The 18,314-nt window shown below is 68.5% G+C and carries 19 protein-coding genes; 8 read left to right on the top strand and 11 right to left on the bottom strand.

The genetic code is table 11. From position 1 onward, the window contains the following. Position 1: 1 nt before the first annotated feature. From ACSQ2H_RS10235 to secG, 8 genes are all read right to left on the bottom strand, one after another. Positions 2 to 1,366: a pyruvate dehydrogenase complex E1 component subunit beta gene (locus tag ACSQ2H_RS10235; RefSeq protein ID WP_436061294.1), complete on the bottom strand. Its 1,365-nt coding sequence runs from the start codon at positions 1,364 to 1,366 to the stop codon at positions 2 to 4. Next, positions 1,363 to 2,403 carry a pyruvate dehydrogenase (acetyl-transferring) E1 component subunit alpha gene (gene pdhA, locus ACSQ2H_RS10230; protein ID WP_436061293.1) on the bottom strand — a complete coding sequence of 347 codons (1,041 nt, stop codon included), beginning with the start codon at positions 2,401 to 2,403 and terminating at the stop codon, positions 1,363 to 1,365. The genes ACSQ2H_RS10235 and pdhA overlap by 4 nt, the downstream gene beginning before the upstream one ends. Positions 2,404 to 2,479: 76 nt before the next feature. Next, complete coding sequence (locus tag ACSQ2H_RS10225) at positions 2,480 to 2,776, bottom strand: FtsB family cell division protein (protein ID WP_293402628.1); 297 nt, start codon at positions 2,774 to 2,776, stop codon at positions 2,480 to 2,482. A gap of 119 nt (positions 2,777 to 2,895) precedes the next feature. After that, the gene (eno, locus tag ACSQ2H_RS10220; RefSeq protein ID WP_183770046.1) at positions 2,896 to 4,176 is read right to left on the bottom strand and encodes a phosphopyruvate hydratase; all 1,281 of its coding nucleotides are present in this window, start codon (positions 4,174 to 4,176) and stop codon (positions 2,896 to 2,898) included. A 163-nt stretch (positions 4,177 to 4,339) separates the two neighbouring features. Next, entirely contained in the window at positions 4,340 to 4,522 is a 183-nt protein-coding gene (rpmF, locus tag ACSQ2H_RS10215) for a 50S ribosomal protein L32 (RefSeq protein WP_056018768.1), read from the bottom strand. Positions 4,523 to 4,615: 93 nt separating this feature from the next. Further along, positions 4,616 to 4,972: an MmcQ/YjbR family DNA-binding protein gene (locus ACSQ2H_RS10210; protein ID WP_436061292.1), complete on the bottom strand. Its 357-nt coding sequence runs from the start codon at positions 4,970 to 4,972 to the stop codon at positions 4,616 to 4,618. 48 nt (positions 4,973 to 5,020) lie between these two features. Continuing rightward, a complete protein-coding gene (locus ACSQ2H_RS10205; protein WP_436061291.1) occupies positions 5,021 to 6,661 on the bottom strand; it encodes a CTP synthase in 1,641 nt (546 codons plus the stop codon). 154 nt (positions 6,662 to 6,815) lie between these two features. Next, positions 6,816 to 7,262 (bottom strand): preprotein translocase subunit SecG, encoded by a 447-nt coding sequence (gene secG / locus ACSQ2H_RS10200; protein ID WP_436061290.1) that lies wholly within the window; start codon positions 7,260 to 7,262, stop codon positions 6,816 to 6,818. Positions 7,263 to 7,372: 110 nt separating this feature from the next. Between secG and ACSQ2H_RS10195 the strand changes: the two genes are divergently transcribed. Further along, positions 7,373 to 7,888 (top strand): GNAT family N-acetyltransferase, encoded by a 516-nt coding sequence (locus ACSQ2H_RS10195; protein WP_436061289.1) that lies wholly within the window; start codon positions 7,373 to 7,375, stop codon positions 7,886 to 7,888. 32 nt (positions 7,889 to 7,920) lie between these two features. Beyond that, positions 7,921 to 8,343, top strand: coding sequence for a VOC family protein (locus ACSQ2H_RS10190; RefSeq protein WP_436061288.1), 423 nt, complete (start codon positions 7,921 to 7,923; stop codon positions 8,341 to 8,343). Here the strand turns inward: ACSQ2H_RS10190 and tpiA are convergent. After that, complete coding sequence (gene tpiA / locus ACSQ2H_RS10185; RefSeq protein ID WP_436061287.1) at positions 8,340 to 9,083, bottom strand: triose-phosphate isomerase; 744 nt, start codon at positions 9,081 to 9,083, stop codon at positions 8,340 to 8,342. The two genes, ACSQ2H_RS10190 and tpiA, sit on opposite strands and share 4 nt — an antisense overlap. A 135-nt stretch (positions 9,084 to 9,218) precedes the next feature. Between tpiA and ACSQ2H_RS10180 the strand changes: the two genes are divergently transcribed. Next, complete coding sequence (locus ACSQ2H_RS10180; protein ID WP_436061286.1) at positions 9,219 to 11,150, top strand: peptidyl-prolyl cis-trans isomerase; 1,932 nt, start codon at positions 9,219 to 9,221, stop codon at positions 11,148 to 11,150. Beyond that, positions 11,147 to 12,679: an anthranilate synthase component I gene (trpE, locus tag ACSQ2H_RS10175; protein WP_436061285.1), complete on the top strand. Its 1,533-nt coding sequence runs from the start codon at positions 11,147 to 11,149 to the stop codon at positions 12,677 to 12,679. The genes ACSQ2H_RS10180 and trpE overlap by 4 nt, the downstream gene beginning before the upstream one ends. Here trpE and ACSQ2H_RS10170 read toward each other — a convergent pair. Then, entirely contained in the window at positions 12,676 to 12,876 is a 201-nt protein-coding gene (locus ACSQ2H_RS10170; RefSeq protein ID WP_267230047.1) for a hypothetical protein, read from the bottom strand. The genes trpE and ACSQ2H_RS10170 overlap by 4 nt on opposite strands. Positions 12,877 to 12,953: 77 nt before the next feature. Between ACSQ2H_RS10170 and ACSQ2H_RS10165 the strand changes: the two genes are divergently transcribed. The 4 genes from ACSQ2H_RS10165 (at position 12,954) to lexA (ending at position 16,174) form a co-directional block, all read left to right on the top strand. Beyond that, the gene (locus ACSQ2H_RS10165; protein ID WP_436061284.1) at positions 12,954 to 13,544 is read left to right on the top strand and encodes an anthranilate synthase component II; all 591 of its coding nucleotides are present in this window, start codon (positions 12,954 to 12,956) and stop codon (positions 13,542 to 13,544) included. 3 nt (positions 13,545 to 13,547) lie between these two features. Next, positions 13,548 to 14,561 (top strand): anthranilate phosphoribosyltransferase, encoded by a 1,014-nt coding sequence (gene trpD, locus ACSQ2H_RS10160; RefSeq protein ID WP_436061283.1) that lies wholly within the window; start codon positions 13,548 to 13,550, stop codon positions 14,559 to 14,561. Next, a complete protein-coding gene (trpC, locus tag ACSQ2H_RS10155) occupies positions 14,558 to 15,346 on the top strand; it encodes an indole-3-glycerol phosphate synthase TrpC (RefSeq protein WP_436061282.1) in 789 nt (262 codons plus the stop codon). The genes trpD and trpC overlap by 4 nt, the downstream gene beginning before the upstream one ends. 132 nt (positions 15,347 to 15,478) lie before the next feature. Continuing rightward, complete coding sequence (gene lexA, locus ACSQ2H_RS10150) at positions 15,479 to 16,174, top strand: transcriptional repressor LexA (protein ID WP_436061281.1); 696 nt, start codon at positions 15,479 to 15,481, stop codon at positions 16,172 to 16,174. Between the two features lie 6 nt (positions 16,175 to 16,180). Here lexA and ACSQ2H_RS10145 read toward each other — a convergent pair whose 3' ends face one another. Next, positions 16,181 to 18,223, bottom strand: coding sequence for a ComEC/Rec2 family competence protein (locus ACSQ2H_RS10145; protein WP_436061280.1), 2,043 nt, complete (start codon positions 18,221 to 18,223; stop codon positions 16,181 to 16,183). Between the last annotated feature and the right edge of the window lie 91 nt (positions 18,224 to 18,314).

Below are 18,314 nucleotides of genomic sequence, written 5' to 3'. Positions count from 1 at the left end.
ATCACTTGTAGGCGACCGCCTTGGCCGCCTTCACGATGTCCTCGACCGAGGGCAGCGAGAGGGCCTCCAGATTGGCCGCGTAGGGCAGCGGGACGTCCTTCTGGTGCACGCGGGCTGGCGGCGCGTCGAGATAGTCGAACGCGTGCTCCAGAACCCGCGCCACGACCTCGGCGCCGACGCCCATCGGGCCCCAGCCTTCTTCGGCGGTGACCAGGCGGTTGGTCTTCTTCACGCTCTCGACGATGGTCTCGTGATCCAGCGGGCGCAGGGTGCGCAGGTCGATGACCTCCGCCTCGATGCCGTCCGCGGCCAGCTCCTCGGCCGCCTTCAGCGCCAGGCCGACCATCCGCGAGTGGGCGGTGATGGTGACGTCCTTGCCCTCGCGCCGGACCTTGGCCTTGCCGATCGGCACCACCCAGTCGACGTCCTCGGGAACGTCGAACTCCTGGCCGTACATCATCTCGTGCTCGAGGAAGACGACCGGGTTCGGATCGCGGATCGCCGCCTTCAGCAGGCCCTTGGCGTCGGCCGCGTCATAGGGCGCGACGACCTTCAGGCCCGGGACCTGGGCGTACCAGGCCGAGTAGTCCTGGCTGTGCTGGGCGCCCACGCGGGCCGCGGCGCCGTTGGGGCCGCGGAACACCACCGAACATTTGATCTGCCCGCCGGACATGTAGAGCGTCTTGGCGGCCGAGTTGATGATGTGGTCGATCGCCTGCATGGCGAAGTTCCAGGTCATGAACTCGACGATCGGCTTCAGCCCCGCCATCGCCGCGCCGACGCCAAGCCCGGCGAAGCCGTACTCGGTGATCGGGGTGTCGATGACCCGCTTCTCGCCGAACTCCTGCAGCAGATCGCGGCTGACCTTGTAGGCCCCCTGGTACTGGGCGACTTCCTCGCCCATCAGGAAGACCTTGTCGTCCTTGCGCATCTCCTCGGCCATCGCGTCGCGCAGGGCGTCGCGGATGGTGGTCTTCGCGAGCTTGACGCCCTCGGGCAGCTCGGGATCGCGCAGTTCGACCTTCGGAACCACCGGAGCCGTCGCCTCGCCTTCGGCGCGCGCTTCGGCGGGCTGGGCTTCGGCCTTCTCCGGCTCGGCGGGCTGGGCCGGCGCCGCGGCCGGCGCGCCGTCGCCGGACAGGCGGGCGATCGGGGTGTTTACCTTCACGCCTTCCGAGCCCTCGGGAACCAGGAGCTCCTCGACCACGCCCTCGTCGACGGCCTCGACCTCCATGGTCGCCTTGTCGGTCTCGATCTCGGCGATCACGTCGCCCGAACGGACGGCGTCGCCCTTCTTTACGTGCCACTTGGCGAGCGTGCCTTCCTCCATGGTCGGGGAAAGCGCAGGCATAAGGACGTCGGTCACTCGGCGGCCTCCAGATAGACGTCCGTATAAAGCTCGGAAGGTTCAGGCTCGGGCGAGGTGCGGGCGAATTCGGCCGCATCGGCGACGATCGCCTTCACCTCGGCGTCGATGGCCTTGAGCGCGGCCTCGTCAGCCCAGCCCTGCTTCTCCAGCAGTTCCTGGACATGGTCGATCGGGTCGCGGGTCTTGCGCACCTCGTCGACCTCGTCGCGGGTCCGGTACTTGGCCGGGTCGCTCATCGAGTGACCGCGGTAGCGATACGTCTTCATCTCGAGGATGTAGGGCCCCTCGCCGGAACGCGCATGGTCGGCGGCCTTCTGGGCCGCGGCCTTCACCGCCATCACGTCCATGCCGTCGACCTCTTCGCCCGGGATCCGGAACGACGAGCCGCGCTTGTAGAGGTGGGTCTCGGACGAGGAGCGCTCGATCGAGGTGCCCATGGCGTACTGGTTGTTCTCGATCACGTAGACGACCGGCAGGTTCCACAGCCGAGCCATGTTGAAGCTCTCGTAGACCTGGCCCTGGTTGGCCGCCCCGTCGCCGAAGTAGGTGAACGAGACCTTTTTGTTGTCGCGGTAGTGGTTGGCCAGCGCCAGCCCGGTGCCCAGCGCGACCTGCGCGCCGACGATCCCGTGCCCGCCGTAGAAGTCGGCTTCGGTCGAGAACATGTGCATCGACCCGCCCTTGCCCTTGGACGAGCCGCCGGCCCGGCCGGTCAGCTCGGCCATGACCTCGCGCGGATCCATGCCGCAGGCGAGCATGTGGCCATGGTCGCGATAGCCGGTGATGACCTGGTCGCCAGGCTCCTTGATCGCCTGCACGCCGACCGCGATCGCTTCCTGGCCGATGTAGAGGTGGCAGAAGCCGCCGATCAGGCCCATGCCGTAGAGCTGGCCGGCCCGCTCCTCGAAGCGCCGGATCAGCAACATGTCGCGATAGTACTTGAGCAGCTCGTCCTTGGTCACGCCGCCTACGGCGCCGCCGTCGGAGTCATTGCTCTTGCGCTTAGCTGCGGAGCTGGTTTGCCCACGCGCCATCTGTCTCTCCCGTAGGAATGATTTTGCGCGGTTAAATTCCACGCTTTCGGGTCGTTAATGAACGAACGAATCCGCCCTAGGGCTTCACGCGGACCACATAGTCGTTCGGATGCCCGAAACCTAGCAGGGAACGGGCACGTTCTTCCAGTAGGTCGGCAGAGAGGCTGGAATCGCGCAGAAGCTTGGCGCGGGCCTCGAGATCCTGGCGCTGAGCGCGCAGGTCGGCGAGCTCCTGGGACTTGGCTGCGAGCGCCGCATCCCGTTGCGTGGACGACAAAAGGCCACGCTCGCCCGTGAAGGCATGGAACCCGAAATAGAAAATCAGGAGCACGAGCGCCGCGGTCGGCAGATATGGGCGGAAGCGCGCGAACACGGTCGAATCCAGGACTCCTGATCAGCGATCATCTCACGCAAACGTGCTTAATTTCCGGTTACAAACACCGGATCGGCGGGCGGGATGCGAAAAATCCTGCCCGCCGAATGTGGCGCGTTTTAGAGCTGCTTGAGCGCCTTGGCGCCGAGGTAGATGGCCTGGTCGCCCAGTTCTTCCTCGATGCGCAGCAGCTGGTTGTACTTGGCGGTCCGGTCGGAGCGGGCCAGCGAGCCGGTCTTGATCTGACCGCAGTTCATCGCCACCGCCAGATCGGCGATGGTCGAGTCCTCGGTCTCGCCCGACCGGTGGCTCATCACCGAGGTGTAGCCGGCGCGGTGCGCCATCTCGACGGCGTCCATGGTCTCGGACAGCGTGCCGATCTGATTGACCTTCACCAGGATCGAGTTGGCGAGCCCCTTGTCGACGCCCATCGACAGGCGGGCCGGGTTGGTCACGAACAGGTCGTCGCCGACCAGCTGCACCTTGCCGCCCAGTGCCTCGGTCAGCAGCTTCCAGCCCTCGAGATCGTCCTCGGCGGCGCCGTCCTCGATGCTCACGATCGGGAAGTTCTTCACCAGGCCTTCCAGGTATTTGACCATGCCGGCCGGATCGAGGGTCTTGCCCTCGCCTTCCAGCACGTACTTGCCGCCCTTGAAGAACTCGGTCGAGGCGACGTCCAGGCCCAGCTGGAAGTCCGAACCGGCCTTGTAGCCGGCCGCTTCGCCCGCCTTGACGATGAAGGCCAGAGCCTCTTCGGCCGAGCCGATGTTCGGCGCGAAGCCGCCTTCGTCGCCGACGTTGGTGTTGTGGCCGGCGTCCTTCAGGGCCTTCTTCAGGCCGTGGAAGATCTCCGCGCCCATCCGCAGGCCTTCGGCGAAGGTCGGCGCACCGGTCGGCAGGATCATGAATTCCTGGATGTCGATCGGATTGTCGGCGTGGGCGCCGCCGTTGATGATGTTCATCATCGGCACGGGCAGCACGCGGGCCGAGACGCCGCCGACGTACTTGTAGAGCGGCAGGCCGGCGCTGATCGCCGCGGCCTTGGCCGTCGCCAGGCTGACGCCCAGGATCGCATTGGCGCCCAGGCGGGCCTTGTTCGGCGTACCGTCCAGTTCGATCAGGCGCTGGTCAAGGCGGCGCTGGTCCTCAGCGTCGAAACCCGACAGCGCGTCGTAGATCTCGGTATTGACGGCTTCCACGGCCTGCAGGACGCCCTTGCCGCCGTAGCGGCTCTTGTCCCCGTCCCGCTTCTCGACCGCTTCGTGCGCGCCCGTGGAGGCCCCCGACGGGACCGCGGCGCGACCCATCGAGCCATCTTCCAGGACGACATCGACTTCGACCGTCGGATTGCCGCGGCTATCCAGGATTTCACGGGCTGTGATGTCGATGATTTCGGTCATGGGAGCTCCAGGTCTTTGGGCGGGAAGGCGCGCGTTCGTTTAGCCACCTTCGCCCGCGTGAGCAAATCGCCAGCCGGCCGGGCAAAGCAAAAGCCCCCGCCCGGCATCCCGGACGGGGGCTTTCGAAACTCGCCGGCGCGCGATGCGCCGGAACGTCGACGGCTTAGTCAGCCTTCGGCGTGATGACCTGGCGGCCCTTATACATGCCGGTCTTCAGGTCCACGTGGTGCGGACGCTTCAGTTCGCCGGTTTCCTTGTCTTCGACATAGGAGTTGGCGCCCAGCGCGTGGTGCGAGCGTCGCATGTTGCGCCGCGAGGGGGATACTTTTCGCTTCGGAACGGCCATCGGAAAATCTCGCAGGCGTAGAAAATGGAGAAGGCGGCCGAACGGGCGGCCGCCGACGTGAGCGCGGGTGTATGCCGGAAAACGTCCGCCGTTTCAACCGCCCTTGTGAATAAGGCCTGAAACCCTTGCCTGCAAAGACTTTGGCGCGACCTGCGCCCAGGCCATCCGCATCAAGTCGGCCAGATCGGTCGCTTCGATTCGCTCGAACCACACGAAGGTGGAGCCGTTCTTGCCCCAATAGCCGGGCACAGGCTCGACCACGCCCGGTCGGCCGTCCGCCAGGTTGCGCTGGTCCTCCGGATCGAGCTTCAGCATCGTCCGGGGGTGATCCTGGTGGATCGTGCAGAAGATCTTCTTGCCGACCCGGAACGACGGCATGCCGTGGTGGTCGGCCTCGTAGGCCTCGGGCTGGGCCAGCGCGATACGGCGGACGTCATCCTGCGTGAGCATGACGTCAGGCTAGCGCTCCCTCCCGCTGATGGGGAGGGAGTTCTGAACCTAGACCAGCCGGCTCCGCTCCTTGGCGGCGCCGATGAAGCCGGTGAACAGCGGGTGCGGGTCGAACGGCCGGCTCTTCAGTTCCGGGTGGAACTGAACGCCGACGAACCACGGGTGGTCGCTGCGCTCGCAGATCTCGGGCAGCACGCCGTCGGGCGAAAGGCCCGAGAACGCCAGGCCGGTGCTCTCGATGGCTTCGCGGTAGGTTATGTTCACTTCGTAGCGGTGCCGATGGCGCTCGCTGATGGTCGAGCCGCCATAGATGGCTTCCACTTTCGAACCGGGCGTCAGGACGGCCTCGTAGGCGCCCAGGCGCATGGTGCCGCCCAGATCGTCGCCTTCCTTGCGGGTCTCACGGTCGTTGCCGCGCACCCACTCGGTCATCAGGCCGACGATCGGTTCTGACGTCGGGCCGAACTCGGTGGACGAGGCCTGCGTCATGCCGGCCAGGTTCCGCGCCGCCTCGATCATCGCCATCTGCATGCCGAAGCAGATCCCGAAGTACGGGATCTCGTGCTCACGCGCGAAGCGGACCGCGCGGATCATGCCTTCCGAACCACGCTCGCCGAAGGCGCCGGGCACCAGGACCCCGTGCACGCCGGTCAGGCGCTCGGAGATCAGTCCCTCCTCGCGCTCGAAAGCCTCGCCCTCGATCCAGTCGAACTTGACGCGGACATTGTTGGCGACGCCGCCGTGCACCAGGGCTTCGACCAGCGACTTATAGGCGTCGGTCAGGCCGGTGTACTTGCCGACGACGGCGATGTTCACCTCGCCGTCCGGGTGCGTCAGGGTGTTGGAGATCGACTGCCAGCGCGACAGATCGGGCGCCGGCGCGGTGTCCAGCAGGCCGAACACCGACAGAACTTCGCGGTCCAGGCCCTGAGCGTGGTAGTCGAGCGGCACGTGATAGATGTTCGGCGAGTCCATCGCCTGGATCACGGCGCTTTCACGCACATTGCAGAACTGGCCGATCTTGCGGCGCTCGCTGGCCGGGATCGGCTGCTCGCAGCGGCAGAGCAGGATGTCCGGCTGGATGCCGATCGAGCGCAGCTCCTTGACGGAGTGCTGGGTCGGCTTGGTCTTCATCTCGCCGGCCGTCTTGATGTACGGCAGCAAGGTCAGATGGATGTAGCAGGCGTGGCCGCGGGGCAGTTCCTGGCCGAGCTGGCGGATCGCCTCGAAGAACGGCAACCCCTCGATGTCGCCGACCGTGCCGCCGATCTCGACCAGCACGAAATCGACGCCGTCGCCGGGATCAGACAGCACGAAGTTGCGGATCTCGTCGGTGACGTGCGGGATCACCTGCACCGTCGCCCCGAGGTAGTCGCCGCGGCGCTCTTTCTCGATGATGGTCTTGTAGATCTGACCGGTCGTGATGTTGTCCGCCTTGGTGGCGTTCACGCCGGTGAAGCGCTCGTAGTGCCCCAGGTCGAGGTCCGTCTCAGCGCCGTCGTCGGTCACGAAGACCTCGCCGTGCTGATAGGGGCTCATCGTCCCCGGATCGACATTGAGATAGGGGTCGAGCTTGCGCAGGCGGACCTTATAGCCGCGAGCCTGCAGGAGCGCGCCAAGGGCGGCGGACGCGAGACCTTTTCCCAAGGAGGAGACCACGCCGCCGGTGATGAAAATGTACCGGGCCATGGGCGTTCAGATTACCTCCGATTCGCGGCGGGCGCCCTGCGGCGTTTCGCCAAAGCCTGTGGATTGAGAGCAAAGTTCTGCGAGGAGCGGCGCGCACAAACGCCGAACGAGCCGCCGAAGCGGCTTTTCTGTCAGGCTCACGATCATGCTGGGCTTAAGGGTTCGACGGCGCCGCGGGGGCGGTCTGCGGCGCGGCCGGGGCTTGCGCGGCCGGCGCTTCAAAGGGGCTGCGGACCTGCGGGGTCGGCGCGGTGAGCGGCGCGGGCGCGTCGCTGGGCGCGGTCGGAGCCGCCGGTTGCGGAGCGGCCGGCTGGTTCAGCTGGTTCGGGTCGAGGCCCTGCACCTTGATACGGTCGACGACCGACGAGGCGCCCCGCTCCTGGCCGGCCAGGACGGTCAGCGTCAGGCTCAGCACGAAGAACACGCCGCCGAGAATCCAAGTGGTGCGGGTCAGCAGGTCGCCGGCTCCGCGCGCCGTCATGAAGCCGGTGTTGCCCCCGCCCATGCCCAGGGCGCCGCCCTCGGACCGTTGCAGCAGAACCACAGCGATCAGGGCGATGCAGACGATGACGTGAATGGTGAGCAGAATGCCGAGCAGCATGACGTATCCAATGACTTCGGGCGGTCCCCCGCTCCGAAATGAAGCGCGCGATCTAACACCAGGGAGCGCGTAAGGCCATAGCTAGCGCGTCGCATCGCTCGGACAAGGTCATGATTCTGGAAACCGAACGTCTCAGTCTGCGGCCGCTCACGGCGCCGGACGCCGAACTGCTGTTTCCGCTGCTCAACGATCCCGAGGTCATGGCGCACTGGGACATTCCGGAAGTCGACGACCCCGACCTCGTCCGCGCCATCGTCGAAGGCCAGGTCGCCGAGGCCGACACCGGCAAGGCCGTGCATTGGACCATCCACACCCTCGGCGGCGACGAGTTCCTGGGCGCCTGCGATCTCTCCCAGATCGACCGCTGGCATAAACGCGCCGAGATCGGCTTCATGCTGGGGCGCGGCGCCTGGGGCCAGGGCTTTGCTGTGGAGGCGATGCGTTCGGTCGTCGGACACGCCGCGACAATGGGACTACGGCGGCTCTCGGCCCGCACGCACCTTGGCAACCTGCGCTCAGACGCCTTGCTGGAGAAGCTCGGCTTCGAGGAGGAAGGGCTGCTGCGCGGCCACGTCCTGCGCGACGGCGAGCACCGCGACTGCCGGCTGTTCGGGCTGTTGCTCTAGCAACCGCCGGCGGCCGGCCTAACTAGGGTCGCATGACCCATCCGATCCACACCACCGGTCTTGACCACCTCGTCCTGCGCATCGTCGACAAGGAGAAGATGGTCGCCTTCTATCGCGACGTGCTGGGCTGTCCCGTCGAATGGGACCGCCCGGACCTGGGCATGACCCACATGCGCGTCGGCGCGTCCCTCATCGATCTGGTGACCGTCGACGGCAAACTGGGCCGCCAGGGCGGCCCGGCGCCGGGGTCCGACGGGCGCAATCTCGATCACTTTGCGCTCGTGGTCCGGCCGTTCGACGAGGCCGCCATTCGCGCGCATCTCGCCGCCCACGGCGTCGAGATCGGCGAAACCGCGCCGCGCTTCGGAGCCGACGGCGAAGGGCCCTCGATCTACATCCAGGACCCCGAAGGCAACACCGTCGAGCTGAAGGGCCCGCCCGCCGAGCGGCCCTAGACGGCGTTGATGATGCCAAGGAAATCCTGGGCCTTCAGCGACGCGCCGCCGACCAGCGCCCCGCCGACCTCGGCCGCGCCGAGAATTTCGGCTGCGTTCGAGGGCTTCACCGAGCCGCCGTAGAGAATGGCCACGCTCTTGCCGTGCTCGCCGAAGGTCTCGACCAGGGTCGCGCGGATCGCGACGTGGACCTCCTCGATCTGCGGGGTGGTCGGCGTCAGGCCGGTGCCGATCGCCCAGACCGGCTCATAGGCGACGCAGAAGCCCTTGCCGGCCAGCTCGGCCGGCAGCGATCCCCTCACCTGCCCGGTCACGATGCTCAACGCATCGCCCGCCTCGCGTTCGGCCAGGGTCTCGCCGACGCAGACGATCGGCTCCAGGCCCGCGCGCAGGGCCGCGCTCACCTTGGCGGCGACTACGTCGTCGGTCTCGCCGTAGCCGGCGCGACGCTCGGAGTGACCGAGGATCACCAGGCTGGCGCCCGCATCGACCAGCATTTCCGCCGCGACGTCGCCCGTGAAGGCGCCCGCCGCTTCGGCGCGGCAGTCCTGGCCGCCGACCAGCACCTTGCCGCCTTCCAGCGCCGCGGCCGCCCGCGCGACCAGCGTCGCAGGCGGACAAATCGCCACGCGCGCCTTGCTGTTTTCGATCCCGGCGGCGACCGCCTGGGCCTCGGCCAGCGACGCGGCGACCCCGTTCATCTTCCAGTTGCCGGCGATCAAAGGGGTCGGAGAAGTCATGTCTTGCCTCGCATTTCGTGGGTCGCAGGGCCGTTAAGCTATGCAGCTTCTTCTGTCACGTGCTTGCGGGGGGGAAGCGGCCTCCACTATACCCGCCGTTCCACATTCGCGCCGAAGGGGCTCCGGTAGGGTCAAATGCTGTCCGCCACCCGACAATTCGCCAAATCCTGGGTCGCCGCCGTGCTGATCGGCCTGCTGGTCGTCAGCTTCGCGATCTTCGGCGTCAACGACGCCTTCCAGGGCAATTACACCAACGATGTCGTGAAGGCCGGCTCTCGGCACGTCTCCGGCAATGACTTCCGCCGCGAGTTCGACAACTTCCGCAAGGGAGCCGAGGAGCAGACCAAGCGCCCGATCACCATCGAGGAAGCGGTCGAGGCCGGCCTCGACCGGCGGCTGATGGACGAGATCGCCACCCGCGAGTCGTTCGGCGAAATGCTGCGCAAGATCGGGATCCACCCGTCCGACCGGCTGATGGAATCGGAGCTGCGCAAGATCCCCGCGTTCTTCGACCAGGTGTCCGGCGCCTTCGACAAGGCGCTCTACCAGCAGCGCCTGAACGAGAACGGCCTGACCCCGGCCCGCTTCGAGACCCTGCTGCGCGACCAGATCGCTGAATCCCACACCGCCGCCGCAATGGTGAACGGCCTGCGCGTGCCGCGGGCCTACGGCGCGCTGACCGCCATCTACGAGATGGAAGCCCGCGACGTCGGCTACTTCATGATCGACCCGCGCAGCGTCGCGCAGCCGGCCCAGCCGACCGACGCCCAACTGCAGGCCTTCATGAAGGAAAACGCCGACCGCATGACCCTGCCGGAATTCCGGGTCCTGACCGTCGTGGCCTTCACCCCGGCCCAGGTCGGAGAGGTCAAGGTCGACCCGGCCGAGGTCCAGAAGCGCTTCGACTTCCGCAAGGACACGCTGTCGCGCCCCGAGACCCGCACCCTCATCCAGATCCCGGCCAAGGACGCCGCCGCCGCCCAGGCGATCGCCGCGCGCCTGACCAAGGGCGAGGATCCCGCCGCCATCGCCAAGTCGACCGGCGTCGAAGCCATTACCTATGCCGACAAGCCGCAGTCGGCGGTCGCCGACAAGCGCGTCGGCGCGGCCGCCTTCGCCCTGAAGGACGGCCAGGTCTCGGTGATCCAGGGCGACCTGGGCATGGCCGTGGTCAAAGTGGCCAAGGTCACCCCCGGCCAGGTCGTGACCATCGATCAGGTTCGCCCGCAGATCGAGGCCGAGGTCCGCAAGGACGCCGCGGCCGAGAAGGTCTACGCGCTCAGCCAGGCCTATGAGGACGCCCGCGCCGACGGCGCCAATCTGGTGGAGGCCGCCAAGAAGGCCGGCGTGCCGACCTTCACCATCGGTCCGGTGACCCAGCAGGGCCAGGGCCAGCAGGGCCAGCCGGTCGCCGGCGTGACCCCGAAGATGCTCGAGCTCGCCTACAGCCTGCCGGCCGGCGGCGAGAGCGAGGTCCAGGACGCCGGCGAAGGCCAGTACTTCGCCGTCCGCGTCGAGCGGGTCATCCCCAAGGCGCTGCCGCCGCTGGCCGAGGTCAAGCCGCAGCTCACCCGCTTCTGGATGATGCGCGAGCTGGTCAAGAACATGCAGACGCGCGCCGACGAACTGGCCGCCCGCGTGCGCAAGGGCGAGAGCCTGGACGCCGTCGCCGCCTCGGCCGGCGCCAAGGTGGTCAACGTGACCAACCTCGACCGTCAGAACGCGGCCCAGAACACCGCTCTGTCGCGCGACGCGCTCGGCAAGGCGTTCGCTGGCAAGCAGGGCGACGTCTTCACCGCCGAGGGCACGCAGTTCGGCCTGATCGTCGGCAAGCTGACGGCGATCCGCGCCCCGAGCGGCCCGACCCTGGCCCGGATCACCGAGGACGTCCGTCCGCAGCTGACCATGGCGCTGTTCCGCGACCTGGGCGCCGACGCCCGCAAGGCGGCCCGCGCCGAGGTGAAGGCCAAGGTCTATCCGGACAAGGCGCGCGCGGCCCTGGGCCTGGCGCCGATCGAAACGCCAAAGGCCGCTGAACCGGCGGCCAAGACGGAGAAGGCGAAGTGACGATCGATCCTGCGTTTGCGGACTTTGAGACCAAGTACTCTCAGGGCGCGCCGCAGGTCGTTTGGACCCGGCTCATCGACGATCTGGAAACGCCGGTCTCGGCCTATCTGAAGATCGCCCACGGTCGGCCCTATGCCTTCCTGTTCGAGTCGGTCGAGGGCGGCGCGCATCGCGGCCGCTACTCGGTCATCGCCATGAAGCCCGACCTCGTCTGGAGGTGCCGCGGCGACCAGGCCGAGATCGCCGTCGGCCCGGACATCGCCGCCGGCCGCTTCCAGACCCAGGCGGGCGGCGCGCTGGATTCGCTGCGTGATCTCGTCGCCCGCTCGCGGCTGGACCTGCCCGAAGGCCTGCCGCCGATGTCGGCCGGCGTGTTCGGGGCCATCGGCTACGACATGATCCGGCTGGTCGAGCGGCTGCCGAACATCAATCCCGATCCGCTGGACCTGCCCGACGGCCTGATGATCCGCCCCTCGATGGTCGCGATCTTCGACGCCATCGCCCAGGAGATCATCCTGGTCACCACGGTCCGTCCGTCGGAAATCACCGCCAAGGCCGCCTACGACGATGCCAAGGCCCGGCTGGCCGAGGTCGCCTCGGACCTCAAGGGCGCCGCTCCGCCGCTGACCGGCGCGGCCCAGCCCGAGCCCGACCGCTTCACCACGCCGGTGAGCCGCGAGGACTATCACCGCATCGTCGCCCGGGCGAAGGACTACATCCTGGCCGGCGACATCTTCCAGGTCGTGCCCAGCCACCGGCTGCGCTCGCCCTTCGCGCACGACCCGTTCGCGCTCTATCGCTCGCTGCGGCGCATGAACCCCTCGCCGTTCCTGTTCTACCTGAACTTCGGCGACTTCCAGCTGGCTGGCTCCAGCCCGGAAATCCTGGTGCGGCTGCGCGACGGCAAGATCACCATCCGCCCGATCGCCGGCACCCGCCCGCGCGGCGCGACGCCCGAGGAAGACCGCGCCCTCGAGGCCGAGCTGATCGCCGACCCCAAGGAGCGCGCCGAGCACCTGATGCTGCTCGACCTCGGCCGCAACGACGTCGGCCGCGTGGCGATGCTGAAGTCGCAGGGCGCCAACGAGCCGCCGCAAGTCGCGCGCGGACCGCGGGTGCGGGTCACCGACTCGTTCTTCGTCGAGCGCTACAGCCACGTCATGCACCTGGTCTCCAACGTCGAGGGCGACGCCCCCGAGGGCCTGGACCCGATCGACGTGGTCATGGCCGCCCTGCCCGCCGGCACCCTGTCGGGCGCGCCGAAGGTGCGGGCGATGGAGATCATCGACGAGCTGGAGCTGGAAAAGCGCGGCATCGCCTATGCCGGCGCGGTCGGCTACTTCGGCGCCGACGGCTCGGTCGACACCTGCATCGTGCTGCGCACGGCCTGCTTCAAGGACGGCCAGATGTACGTCCAGGCCGGCGGCGGCGTGGTCGTCGACTCCGATCCCGACGCCGAGTACGACGAGACCCTGCACAAGGCCCGCGCCCTGCGCCGCGCCGCCGAGGAGTCCTGGCGCTTCGTCTAATCCGCGCGGTCGACCACGTGGGTGGTCGTCACGGGCGGGGCGGTGATCATGGCCGCGGCGAGCGCCAGCGCCGCCACGGCCGCGAACGCCGCCGCGCCCAGGGCCGGCCAGGCCCGCTCGCGCTGGACCGGGGCCCGCAGCAAGCTGCGCGCATAGGCCATCTGGTCCGGGTCGAGGGCGGAATCGGCAGGCGTCATGGACACAGCATCCCGCCAACCTGCGGCCCAGGCAATCGGGGCTTGGCGTTGGGGCGGGCCGAGCCTAGAGAACCCTTATGATCTTGGTGATCGATAACTACGACAGCTTCACCTACAACCTCGTTCACTATCTGAACGAGCTGGGGGCTGAGACGCTCGTCTACCGCAACGACGCGCTGAGCGTCGACGAGGCCCTGGGCCTGAAGCCGCAAGGCGTGCTGCTCTCGCCCGGCCCCTGCACCCCCAACGAGGCGGGCATCTGCCTGGACCTGCTGGCCGCCGCGCCCGACGACCTGCCGATCCTGGGCGTCTGCCTCGGCCACCAGTCGATCGGCCAGGCCTACGGCGGCCAGGTGGTGCGCGCCAAGGCGATCATGCACGGCAAGACCAGCCAGATCGAGCACACCGGCAAGGGGCTCTTCGCGGGCCTGCCGAACCCGGTCACCGCGACCCGCTATCACAGTCTGTCGGTCGAGCCCTCGACCATGCCGGACGTGCTGGAGGTGACCGCCTGGACCGAAGACGGCGAGGTCATGGGCTTCCAGCACAAGACCAGGCCGGTGCACGGCGTGCAGTTCCACCCCGAATCCATCGCCACCGAAGGCGGCCACGCCATGCTGGCCAACTTCCTCAAGCTCGCGGGCGTCCCGCCCCTGGTCGACGCCTAAGACATGTCAGACGCCTTCAAGCCGCTCCTGGGCCGCCTCGCGGATGGTGGGACCCTGACCGAAGACGACGCCGGCGAGTTCTTCGCCGCCTGCCTGCGCGGCGAGCCGACGCCGGCCCAGGTCGCCGCGGCCGTCACCGCCATGCGCATGCGCGGCGAGACGACCGGCGAGATCACCGCCTGCGCCCGCGCCATGCGCAAGGCCGCCGTCACCCTGGACCATCCGTTCCAGGTGATGGACGTCTGCGGGACCGGCGGCGACGGCCTGCACACCCTGAACGTCTCCACGGCCGTCGCCTTCGTCTGCGCCGGCGGCGGGCTGAAGATCGCCAAGCACGGCAACCGCGCGGTCTCCTCGCGTTCCGGCGCCGCTGACGTGCTGACCGAGCTGGGCGTCAACCTGGCCGCCAGCGCCGAACAGCAGCTGCGCGCGCTGGACGAGGCCAATGTCGCGTTCTTCTTCGCGCCGGCCCACCACAGCGCCATGCGCCACGTGGCCCCGATCCGCACCGACCTCGGCTTCCGCACCATCTTCAACCTGCTCGGCCCGCTGACCAATCCGGCCAACGCCCAGCGCCAGGTGATGGGCGTCTTCGCCGACCGCTGGGTCGAGCCCCTGGCCCGCGTGCTCGGCGCGCTCGGCGCTGAACGGGCCTGGGTCGTGCACGGCGGCGGTCTCGACGAGATGACCACCACGGGCGAAACCAGCGTCGCCGAATATCGCGACGGCCAGGTGCGCCTGTTCACGATCACCCCGGAAGCCGTCGGCCTGCCGCGCTCGGCTCTGGCCGACCTCACCGGCGGCGCGCCGGCCCACAACGCCGTCGCCCTGCGCGAACTGCTGGACGGCGCCCAGGGCGCCTACCGCAACATCGTGCTGCTGAACGCCGCCGCCGCCTTCCTGGTCGGCGAACAGGTCGAGACGCTGCGCGAAGGCGTCGAACTGGCCGGGCGGATCATCGACGACGGCCGCGCCAAGGCCGCTCTGGACAAGCTGGTCGAGGTGACCGCGGCATGAGCGACATCCTCGACAAGATCGCCGCCTACAAGCGCGAGGAAGTCGCCGAGCGGAAGGCCCAGCGGACCCTGGCCGACCTCGAAGCCGCCGCCCAGGCCGCCTCCGCGCCGCGCGGCTTCCGCGCCGCGCTCGAACGCGCCCATGCGCCCGGCAAGTTGGCGCTGATCGCCGAGATCAAGAAGGCTTCGCCGTCCAAGGGCCTGATCCGCGAGGACTTCGATCCGCCGCTCCTCGCCAAGGCCTACGAGGCCGGCGGCGCGGCCTGTCTCTCGGTGCTGACCGACGGGCCCAGCTTCCAGGGCGCCGACGCGTTCCTGACCGCTGCGCGCGACGCCGTCGCCCTGCCAGCCCTGCGCAAGGAATTCCTGGTCGATCCGTGGCAGGTCGCCGAGGCCCGCGCCCTGGGCGCCGACGCGATCCTGGTGATCATGGCCATGGTCGACGACGCCCTCGCCGCCGACCTCATGTCGGAAGCCGCCCGCCTGGGCATGGACGCGCTGGTCGAGGTCCACGACGAGGACGAGATTATCCGTGCCGGCAAGCTCGGCGCGACCCTGGTCGGCGTGAACAACCGCAATCTGCGCACCTTCGAGACCGACCTGGCCATCACCGAGCGCTTGGCCGACGCCACGCCAGGCAACGCCCTGCTGGTCACCGAGAGCGGCATCTTCACGCCGCTGGACGTCACCCGCCTGGAACGCTGCGGCGCGCGCGCGATGCTGGTCGGCGAAAGCCTCATGCGGCAGGCCGACGTCACCGCCGCCACTCGCGCCCTGCTCGGCTGAGTCGGGCCCCGGGCCCTTCAAGCGACCGAAAAAGCCTAGCTTTTCAAAGGCTCCACGGTAACTTGACATTAACCCAGAACACCTAGAGAACATTCGTGACGTTAGCGCTTTGTTCTCAAGGGCTCGACAGCCATGCTCACCCGTAAGCAACACGAACTTCTCATGTTTATCCATGAGCGGATCAAGGAAACCGGGGTCTCGCCGTCCTTCGACGAGATGAAGGAGGCGCTGGACCTGGCCTCCAAGTCAGGCATTCACCGGCTGATCACGGCGCTTGAGGAGCGCGGCTTCCTGCGCCGCCTGCCGCACCGGGCCCGGGCGCTCGAAGTCGTCAAGCTGCCGCAGCAGGCGACCACGGCCGCCCCGCCCAAGGGCCGCGCGCCGTTCAAGCCGCAACTGGTCGAAGGCGCCGGCGACGCCCCGGTCATGCCGATCGCCAACGACACCCGCGAGCTGCCGATCCTGGGCCGCATCGCCGCCGGCACGCCGATCGAGGCGATCCAGCAGGAGCGCGACCGGATCCCGGTTCCGGAGACCATCCTCGGTGCGGGCGAGCACTTCGTGCTCGAGATCGCCGGCGACTCGATGATCAACGCCGGCATCCTCGACGGCGACTACGTGGTGATCCGCAAGACCGACACCGCCAATTCCGGCGACATCGTCGTCGCCCTGGTCATGGGCGAGGAAGCGACGTTGAAGCGCCTGCGCAAGAAGGGCGCGTCGATCGCCCTGGAAGCCTCGAACCCGGCCTACGAGACCCGCATCTTCGGTCCCGACCAAGTGCAGGTGCAGGGCCGCCTCGTCGGCCTGATCCGCCGCTACCACTGACGAGCGTCAGCGGCTCCAGGGCCGCTGACCGCGCAGATCCTGCGCCCAGACGATCCGCCAGCCATCGGCCGTCCGATAGAGTTCGGCCGAGCCGCCACGTTGGAAGTCGGCTTCGGTGAGAGTGAGCGCCTTCGGACAGGGCGCCGCCTGACCGCGGATTACGACGATCTCCGCCCACTGGCAGAACAACGGCAGCTTCTTTTCGATCGTCGAGGCCCGGCGAGTAAAGATCGCGGCGATGCGAGCATCCTGGCTCGACTGCAGCGGCGCGCAGGACCAGCGGTCGCAGTCATATCCTCCATCGCGGGCGTCAGCGTCCGCCACCGTCAGGCCCCGCCGGCGCGACCAGAGTTCGGCTGCGAACAGCTTGGCGTCCGGGCGCAGAAGCACCGCCTCATCGCCGCGCCTGACGGCGACCGCCGAGCCATCAGCGGAGATCCACGCGTCGGGCGCGGGCGGTCGCGGACAGAGCCATACGGCCAGCGCCAGCGGCAGTCCCAGCCAGCGCAGCGGCCCCTTCCACAAACATAGCCACAGCACCCCGACGAACGCCGCCGGCAGGGTCCAGGCCGGCGCGCTCGCGAAGATCCGCTGGCTGCCGGGCATCGCCGCCACCCAAGAGGCGATCATGTTCATGGTGTCGATGGCCAGGCCGGCCGCCGCCAGCGGGAGGCCGCCCAATCCCAAGGGCGCGAGCACAGCCCCGATCGCCAGGGCCGGCATCATCAGGAACGAGGTGATCGGCGCGGTCAGCAGGTTGGCGACCAGGCCAAAGGTCGAGACCCGGTTGAAGTGCTGCATGGCGAACGGCCCGGTCGCCAATCCCGCCACGAAGCTCGCGCCGATGCTGGCGGCGGTCCAGACGCCGAGCGCCTGCGCCACGCGGATCGGCCAAGGCGTGTTGATCTCGCTCGGCGGCCTTGGCCAGGCCTCGGCGAGCGCGACGAGGGCGGCGGTCGCGGCGAACGACATCTGAAAGCCGGGGGCGGCCACCGCCTCCGGCTGCAGCGCCAGGATCACCAGGGCTGCGATCGCCAGGGTGTGCAAGCTGATCGCCCGCCGATCGACGAGAATCGCCAGGAACGCCGCTCCGGCCGTGATCGCGGCCCGTTCGGCCGGCGCCGGAGCGCCGGAAATCACCAGGTAGAGCGTGACAGTGGACAGACCGGCGGCCGCGGCGACCTTCTTGGACGAGACGCGCAACGCGGCCCACGGCCAAGCCGCGATTCCCAGACGCACCGCCGCGAAGGTGAAGCCGCCGACGATGGCCATGTGCAGGCCGGAGATCGAGATGATGTGCGCCAGGCCCGATGCGCGCAGGTCCTCGACCTGCTCCTTTGGAATAAAGGCCTCGTGGCCGCTGATCATCGCCGCCGCCAGCCCGCCGCTCTCGACGCCCATCTCCTCGACGATCCGCTGGGCCAGCGCCCAGCGGAGCGCGTTGACCTTCATCTCCAGGGCGAGTCGCCACGGCGGCGGCGCGGCCCGGATCGACTGGACCGGCGTCAGCGCAAATCCGACTCCGCCGACGCCGTCGAAGAACGCATCGCGGGCGAAGTCGTAGGACCCAGGGCTGGCGGGCGGCGGCGGCGCGTTGACCATGCCCTTCAGCGAGATCGCCGAACCCGGCGCCGGCAGAACGTCATCGTCGCGCAGGGTCACCCGAATCCGGATCGGCGTGGCGTCTGGCGCAAGGCCGCTGATCCTGATCGGGGCGATGAGCAGCCGCGGCCCGCCCTGCCCCGGGCTCGCCACGTCGACGACGAATCCCTCGATCAGCCGCACGCCGCCCCCAGCTGGCGCGATCGGTGCCCGAACCGCTTGGGTGCGAAGCTTGGCCGCGGCGAAACCGCCCAGCGCGAACGCCGTCAACACGAGCAGCACGACCGCCGGCCGAGCAAGGCTCAGGCGCGACACCGCCGCCAAGATCATCGCGGCCGCAGCCAGCAGCCCATAGGCCGTCAGCGCCAGCGGTTCGCCCGGGAGCGCGAGATAGATTGCGGCCCCCGCGCCGAACGCGACAGGCGTCCAGAGACTGATCGGTTGCACGGAGGCTTGATCGACAAACCATGCTGCGATGCGGCGGAGGCTAGGACGTGGCGAAAAGGGCGTGTTAAGAGGCGCCGCGCGCACTTCAGGC

The organism is Phenylobacterium sp. LjRoot97 (genome assembly GCF_964254345.1).
Classification (GTDB): Bacteria; Pseudomonadota; Alphaproteobacteria; order Caulobacterales; family Caulobacteraceae; genus Phenylobacterium.
Note: the sequence above shows the minus strand (reverse complement) of the source record. Positions and strands in the feature narration are given on the sequence as shown.

Bases quoted from the DNA above. Each gene is read 5' to 3' on its own strand.
- eno (WP_183770046.1), bottom strand. From the start codon at position 4,176: ATGACCGAAATCATCGACATCACAGCCCGTGAAATCCTGGATAGCCGC.
- trpC (WP_436061282.1), top strand. From the start codon at position 14,558: ATGAGCGACATCCTCGACAAGATCGCCGCCTACAAGCGCGAGGAAGTC.
- tpiA (WP_436061287.1), bottom strand. From the start codon at position 9,083: ATGACTTCTCCGACCCCTTTGATCGCCGGCAACTGGAAGATGAACGGG.
- secG (WP_436061290.1), bottom strand. From the start codon at position 7,262: ATGCTGCTCGGCATTCTGCTCACCATTCACGTCATCGTCTGCATCGCC.
- ACSQ2H_RS10205 (WP_436061291.1), bottom strand. From the start codon at position 6,661: ATGGCCCGGTACATTTTCATCACCGGCGGCGTGGTCTCCTCCTTGGGA.
- rpmF (WP_056018768.1), bottom strand. From the start codon at position 4,522: ATGGCCGTTCCGAAGCGAAAAGTATCCCCCTCGCGGCGCAACATGCGA.
- lexA (WP_436061281.1), top strand. From the start codon at position 15,479: ATGCTCACCCGTAAGCAACACGAACTTCTCATGTTTATCCATGAGCGG.
- ACSQ2H_RS10190 (WP_436061288.1), top strand. From the start codon at position 7,921: ATGACCCATCCGATCCACACCACCGGTCTTGACCACCTCGTCCTGCGC.
- ACSQ2H_RS10170 (WP_267230047.1), bottom strand. From the start codon at position 12,876: ATGACGCCTGCCGATTCCGCCCTCGACCCGGACCAGATGGCCTATGCG.
- ACSQ2H_RS10210 (WP_436061292.1), bottom strand. From the start codon at position 4,972: ATGCTCACGCAGGATGACGTCCGCCGTATCGCGCTGGCCCAGCCCGAG.
- pdhA (WP_436061293.1), bottom strand. From the start codon at position 2,403: ATGGCGCGTGGGCAAACCAGCTCCGCAGCTAAGCGCAAGAGCAATGAC.
- ACSQ2H_RS10195 (WP_436061289.1), top strand. From the start codon at position 7,373: ATGATTCTGGAAACCGAACGTCTCAGTCTGCGGCCGCTCACGGCGCCG.
- ACSQ2H_RS10165 (WP_436061284.1), top strand. From the start codon at position 12,954: ATGATCTTGGTGATCGATAACTACGACAGCTTCACCTACAACCTCGTT.
- ACSQ2H_RS10180 (WP_436061286.1), top strand. From the start codon at position 9,219: ATGCTGTCCGCCACCCGACAATTCGCCAAATCCTGGGTCGCCGCCGTG.
- trpD (WP_436061283.1), top strand. From the start codon at position 13,548: ATGTCAGACGCCTTCAAGCCGCTCCTGGGCCGCCTCGCGGATGGTGGG.